Consider the following 5,361-nt stretch of genomic DNA (forward strand, 5'->3'; position numbering starts at 1 on the left):
ATTCTGAAGAAGAAGGCGCTCCTGGGCTCGGTCGTCCAGCACGGCGTGCCGCTGAGGCTCGAGGGCCCCGTGCTGACCATCGGGCTCGTCGCGAGTCCCTTCCACCGCGAGATGTTGAACGACCGCGCCAACCGCGAGATCATCACGCACGCCGTGCAGCAGCACATCCCCGGAGCCCGGCGCGTCGAGATCGCGGCGGAGGCCGCGGCGGCCTCGGGCGCCCTCAACCACCCGGCCGTCCAGGCGGCCGTTGCCATGTTCCAGGGCGAGGTCGTGGCGGTCAGGCCCCGCGCGCCCGAGGAGAAGGAGACCCCGTGAAAGGCTTTGGCAACATCATGAAGGAAGCGCAGAAGCTGCAGCAGCAGATGGAGGCGCTGCAGGCGGAAGCCGCGAAGAAGAAGGTCCAGGCGACGGCCGGCGGCGGCATGGTCACGGTCGAGGCCAACGGCAAGCAGGAGATCCTCTCCATCAAGATCGATCGCGAGGTCATCAACCCCGAGGACGCGCAGATGCTGGAGGACCTCGTGCTGGCGGCCTGCAATGAGGCGCTCAGGCAGTCGCGCGAAATGGTCCAGGCCGAGATGAGCAAGTTGACCGCCGGGCTCAAGATCCCCGGCTTAGGAATGTAGCGCTTTGAGATCAAATCGGTGGGGGGGGCTGGGGGAGGAGCGGCGGTCGCTCCCCCCCAGTCGCTAGCAATGGCCTACTACCCGGAGCCGGTGGCGCGTCTCATCGAAGCGCTCCAGCGGCTGCCCGGCATCGGCCCCAAGACCGCCCAGCGGCTGACCTTCTTCCTCCTGAAGCGCCCGGCCGACGAAGTGCGGACGCTCGCCGAGTCGCTGACCCAGCTCAAGGCGCTGATCGTCCACTGCCGCATCTGCTTCAACGTCACCGAGGAAGACCCCTGCCGCATCTGCAGCGACCCGCGTCGCGACCAGCGGATTTTCTGCGTCGTCGAGGAGCCCAACGACCTTCTAGCCCTCGAGCGCACGGGCGAGTTCCGCGGGCGCTACCACGTCTTGCTCGGCGCGCTGTCTCCGCTTGACGGCATCGGGCCCGAGGACCTGCGGGTGCGCGAGCTCCTGTTCCGGCTCGAGACGCCGGGCGTGGAGGAGGTCATCCTCGCGACCAATCCCAGCGTCGAGGGCGAGGCGACGGCCATCTACCTCGCCAAGCTCCTGAAGCCCCTCGGCATGCGCATCACCCGCATCGCGCGCGGGCTGCCGGTCGGCGGCGATCTCGAGTACGCCGACGAGGTGACGCTGTCCAAGGCGCTCGAAGGCCGCCGCGAGGTCGGCTGACTCACAACCCTCTCCCCGATGGGGAGAGGGCACGGGGCCAGATTTCCCCTCTCCCCCAGAGGGGGAGAGGGTAGGGTGAGGGGGGTCCCTTGGCGGCGAGGCAAGCGTGTGATACAAAAGACTTCGTAGCGGTTCTGCTCCCGGTGTTCCCCGATAGCTCAATGGTAGAGCACCCGGCTGTTAACCGGGGGGTTGCTGGTTCGAGTCCAGCTCGGGGAGCCACCTTTTTCGCGAGGACGGACACGATGAAGCTCAAGAAGGGCTTCCGGCAGATGGTCGACGAGGCGAAGTCCAGGATCACGACGCTCAGCCTCGAGGAGACGCGCGCGCGGCACGCCAAGGGCGACGCGGTTTTCGTAGACCTACGAGACGTGCGCGAGCTGGAACGGGAGGGCATGATCCCCGGAGCGTTTCACTGCCCGCGCGGCATGCTGGAGTTCTGGATCGACCCTGAGAGCCCGTACCACAAGGACATCTTCGCGTCCGGCAAGAGCTTCATCTTCTACTGCAACGGCGCCTGGCGGTCAGCGCTCGGCACTGACACCGCGCAGCAGATGGGACTCGAGCCCGTCTACGAGATGGACGGCGGCTTCGCCGCGTGGAAGAAGGCCGGCTTCCCGGTCGCGGAGCGCCCCGGCAAGAAGCCGGCCTGAGCGGGACTTTGCGCACCGGCGGCGAGTGGGTCGTCGAAGTTCTCCGCGCCCAGGGCGTCCGCCACGTCTTCGGCCTGCCCGGCGTCCACAACCTCGCCATCTACGACGGGCTGATCCGCCAGCACGACATCGCCCACATCCTCTCCCGCCACGAGCAGGGCGCGGGTTTCATGGCCGACGGCTACGCGCGGTCCTCGGGCAGGCCCGGCGTGGTCATCGTCACCACCGGCCCCGGCGCGACCAATGTGCTGACGCCCCTCGTGGAATCGTTTGCGGACGGACAGCCCGTCCTGGTCCTCATGTCCGATATTCCCGCGGCGCTGATCGGCAAGGGCCTGGGCGCGCTGCACGAGGTGTCCAACCAGATCGACTGCTTCAAGCCTGTCTGCAGCTGGGCCGAGACGATCTACGACGCGCGGGAGATCCCCGCCGCCGTCGAACGCGCCTTCCATCTCTTCCGCACGGGGCGGCAGCGGCCCATCGCGCTCTCGCTGCCCACCGATCTGCTCGTCGCGAAGACCGAGGGCCGGCGCGAGACGTTCCGCGACGGGCCGCCCGTGTGCGACACGCGGCTGATCGACGATGCCGCCCGGCGCCTGCGCGAGGCGAAGCGGCCGCTCATCGTGGCCGGCGGCGGCGTCATCTCAGCCGGGGCCGCCGCTGAGCTCGCCGCGCTGGCGCACCGGCTCCGCGCTCCCGTCATCACGTCGGTGATGGGGCGCGGCGCCATCCCGGAGACCGACCCGCTCTGGCTTGGTGTCCTCCCCAACTACCGGTCCACCCAGGCCGCGCTGGAAAAGGCCGACGTCGTGTTGGCCGTCGGCTGCCGCTTCACCCACCGATCTACCAAGGGCCTCATGCTCAAGCTGGACTTCAAGCCCGAGCAAACGCTGATTCACCTCGACATCGATCCATCCGTCATCGGCCTCGTGCACCGCGCGAGCGTGGCCATCGTAGGGGATGCGCGGAACGGGCTGAGCGGGATCCTGGCCGCGCTCGGTAAGGGCCCGGCCGCGACAGAGTGGGACGCGGCGTGGATCCGCGCCCAGCGCGAGATTCGGTGGCCTCGCTACACGCAGACGACAGACCGGCTCATTACGATGCTCCGCCAAGCGCTTCCGCCCGAGGGCATCGTTGTCAACGACCAGACCGGGCTCAACTACTGGATGGAGTGGCACTTCCCCGTGCTGGAGCCCCGGACCTTTCTCTATCCCGTCGGCTCGGCCACTCTCGGCTACGGCGTCCCTGCGGCCATCGGCGCCAAGGTCGCGCATCCGGACCGGCCGGTGCTTGCGGTGCTGGGCGACGGCGGCTTCATGTTCTCCGTGAACGAGCTGGCGACGGCGGTGAAGTACGGGCTCGGCATCGTCTTCCTCGTGCTCAACGACCAGCGCTACGGCGCCATCAAGTATCTCCAGGAAGGGATCTTCGGAAAGTACGGCGAGGTGGATCTCGCCAACCCCGACTTCCCCGCCATGGCCCGCGCCTTTGGCGCTGAGGGACATCGCGTGGAGGGCGTGGACGACCTTCCGAGAGCGCTGGAGAAGGCCCTGGCCCACGCCGGCCCGACCCTCCTTGAACTTCCCATCGCCGTCGATCCCCCCTGGGAAGTCTAGAGGTATAATCCGCGCATGGTCGTTTTGGACGCCGCGCGCAAGAAGGCCCTTCGCCGCGAGTTGACCGCCCTCCTGGGCAAGGGATCCGTGCTATCCGAGCCGGAGGAGCTTCTCGTCTACGAGTCGGACGGGCTCGTGCTCTTCCGGGCCCTCGCCGACTTCGTCGTTTTCCCGACGTCCACCGAGCAGGTCTCCGCCGTAGTGAAGCTCGCCAACCGCGAAGGCCTGCCCTTCGTGGCCCGCGGCGCGGGGACGGGGCTGTCGGGCGGATGCCTCCCGGCCGAAGGCGGCCTCGTGATCTCAATGATGAGGATGAACCGCGTCCTCGAGGTGGACTACGACAACCAGATCGCCGTCGTCGAGCCCGGGCTCGTCAACCTGCACCTCTCCTGGGCCGTCGGGCCCAAGGGCTTCTACTACGCGCCCGATCCCTCGAGCCAGCAGGCCTGCACCGTCGGCGGCAACATCGCCAACAACTCGGGCGGCCCGCACACGCTCAAGTACGGCGTGACGGTCAATCACGTGCTGGGTCTCGAAGTCGTGTTGCCCGACGGCGAGATCATGTGGCTCGGCGGCAGGACCCGCGAGGCGCAGGGCTACGACATGGCGGGGCTCTTCGTCGGCTCCGAGGGCACGTTCGGCATCGCGACCAAGATCGTCGTGCGCATCCTCAAGCAGCCGCAGGCGGTCAAGACCGTGCTGGCCGTTTTCGACTCGATCGACCAGGCCTCCGAGGCGGTCTCCGCCGTGATCGCGCGCGGTCTCATCCCCGCCGCCATGGAGATGATCGACCAGCTGACCATCGGGGCCGTCGAGGACGCCTTCGGCTGCGGCTACCCGCGGGATGCCGCCGCCGCGCTCTTGATCGAGCTCGACGGGCTCCGCGAGGGGATGGAGGCGCAGGCCGAGCGCGTGATGGCCGCGTGCCGCGACTGCGGCGCGCGCGACGTGCGCGCTGCGCGCGACGAGGCCGAGCGCCAGCTGCTCTGGAAGGGGCGTAAGAGCGCCTTCGGCGCCTACGGCCACATCTCGCCCGCCTACATGGTCATGGACGGCGTCATTCCCCGCACGCGGCTGCCCGAGGTGCTCCGGCGCGTCAACGAGATCGCGGCGGCGTACGGGCTCCGCGTGGGCAACGTCTTTCACGCGGGCGACGGCAACCTCCACCCGAACATCCTCTACGACCCGCGCGTTCCCGGCGAAGAGGCGCGCGTGGTGGCGGCGGGCGGCGAGATCCTGAAGGTCTGCGCGGACGTGGGCGGCTCCATCTCGGGCGAGCACGGCATCGGCCTCGAGAAGGTGGACTACATGTCCCTCATCTTCTCCGAGGCCGATCTCGACTACATGGGGCGCCTCCGCGATGCCTTCAACCCGCGCAATCTCTGCAACCCCGGCAAGATCTTCCCGTCGCGCAAGGCCTGCGGCGAGAGCGGGCCCGCCTACCGCCCGCATCCCATCGAAGAGAAGGGCCTCGCCCAGCGCTTCTAGCGCCGGGCGCGTTGCATCGGTGGCCGGAGCACCGCTCGAGACGTTCCGCGGCATCGTCGGTCCCGCGAACGTCCTCACCGGCATCGAGATCTCGCCGTACGTCGTCGAAGGCCGCACGCCCGAGGCCGCCGTCTTTCCCGGCTCCGCCGACGAGGTGCGTGCCGTGGTCGAGGCGGCGGCCACCAGCGACACGCCCATCGTGCCGTGGGGCGGCGGCACCGCCGCGCTCGTCGGCACGCCCGCCGCGCGCTCCGGCATCGTCCTCGGCCTCGGCCGCCTCGCGCGGCTCGTCGAGCACGAGCC

General features: G+C 68.9%; 7 protein-coding genes and 1 tRNA gene. All 8 read left to right on the forward strand.

Annotated features, from left to right (window positions below; genetic code table 11):
• A partial coding sequence (locus Q7W02_25500) for a hypothetical protein (GenBank protein MDO8479489.1) occupies positions 1-318 on the forward strand: 318 nt, incomplete at its 5' end.
• Positions 315-629 (forward strand): YbaB/EbfC family nucleoid-associated protein, encoded by a 315-nt coding sequence (locus Q7W02_25505; GenBank protein ID MDO8479490.1) that lies wholly within the window; start codon positions 315-317, stop codon positions 627-629. The genes Q7W02_25500 and Q7W02_25505, both read left to right, overlap by 4 nt.
• A 69-nt stretch (positions 630-698) precedes the next feature.
• Entirely contained in the window at positions 699-1,301 is a 603-nt protein-coding gene (recR, locus tag Q7W02_25510; GenBank protein ID MDO8479491.1) for a recombination mediator RecR, read from the forward strand.
• A 147-nt stretch (positions 1,302-1,448) separates the two neighbouring features.
• Positions 1,449-1,523 (forward strand) — tRNA-Asn (locus tag Q7W02_25515).
• Between the two features lie 23 nt (positions 1,524-1,546).
• On the forward strand, positions 1,547-1,954 hold the full coding sequence (locus tag Q7W02_25520) for a rhodanese-like domain-containing protein (protein MDO8479492.1): 408 nt from the start codon (positions 1,547-1,549) through the stop codon (positions 1,952-1,954).
• Positions 1,955-1,962: 8 nt separating this feature from the next.
• A complete protein-coding gene (locus Q7W02_25525) occupies positions 1,963-3,570 on the forward strand; it encodes a thiamine pyrophosphate-binding protein (protein ID MDO8479493.1) in 1,608 nt (535 codons plus the stop codon).
• A gap of 15 nt (positions 3,571-3,585) precedes the next feature.
• Positions 3,586-5,058, forward strand: coding sequence for an FAD-linked oxidase C-terminal domain-containing protein (locus Q7W02_25530; protein ID MDO8479494.1), 1,473 nt, complete (start codon positions 3,586-3,588; stop codon positions 5,056-5,058).
• A 19-nt stretch (positions 5,059-5,077) separates the two neighbouring features.
• Positions 5,078-5,361, forward strand: a 284-nt coding sequence (locus tag Q7W02_25535) for an FAD-binding protein (GenBank protein ID MDO8479495.1), incomplete at its 3' end; no start/stop codon positions are given.

The organism is Candidatus Rokuibacteriota bacterium, from assembly GCA_030647435.1.
Taxonomy (GTDB): domain Bacteria; phylum Methylomirabilota; class Methylomirabilia; order Rokubacteriales; family CSP1-6; genus AR37.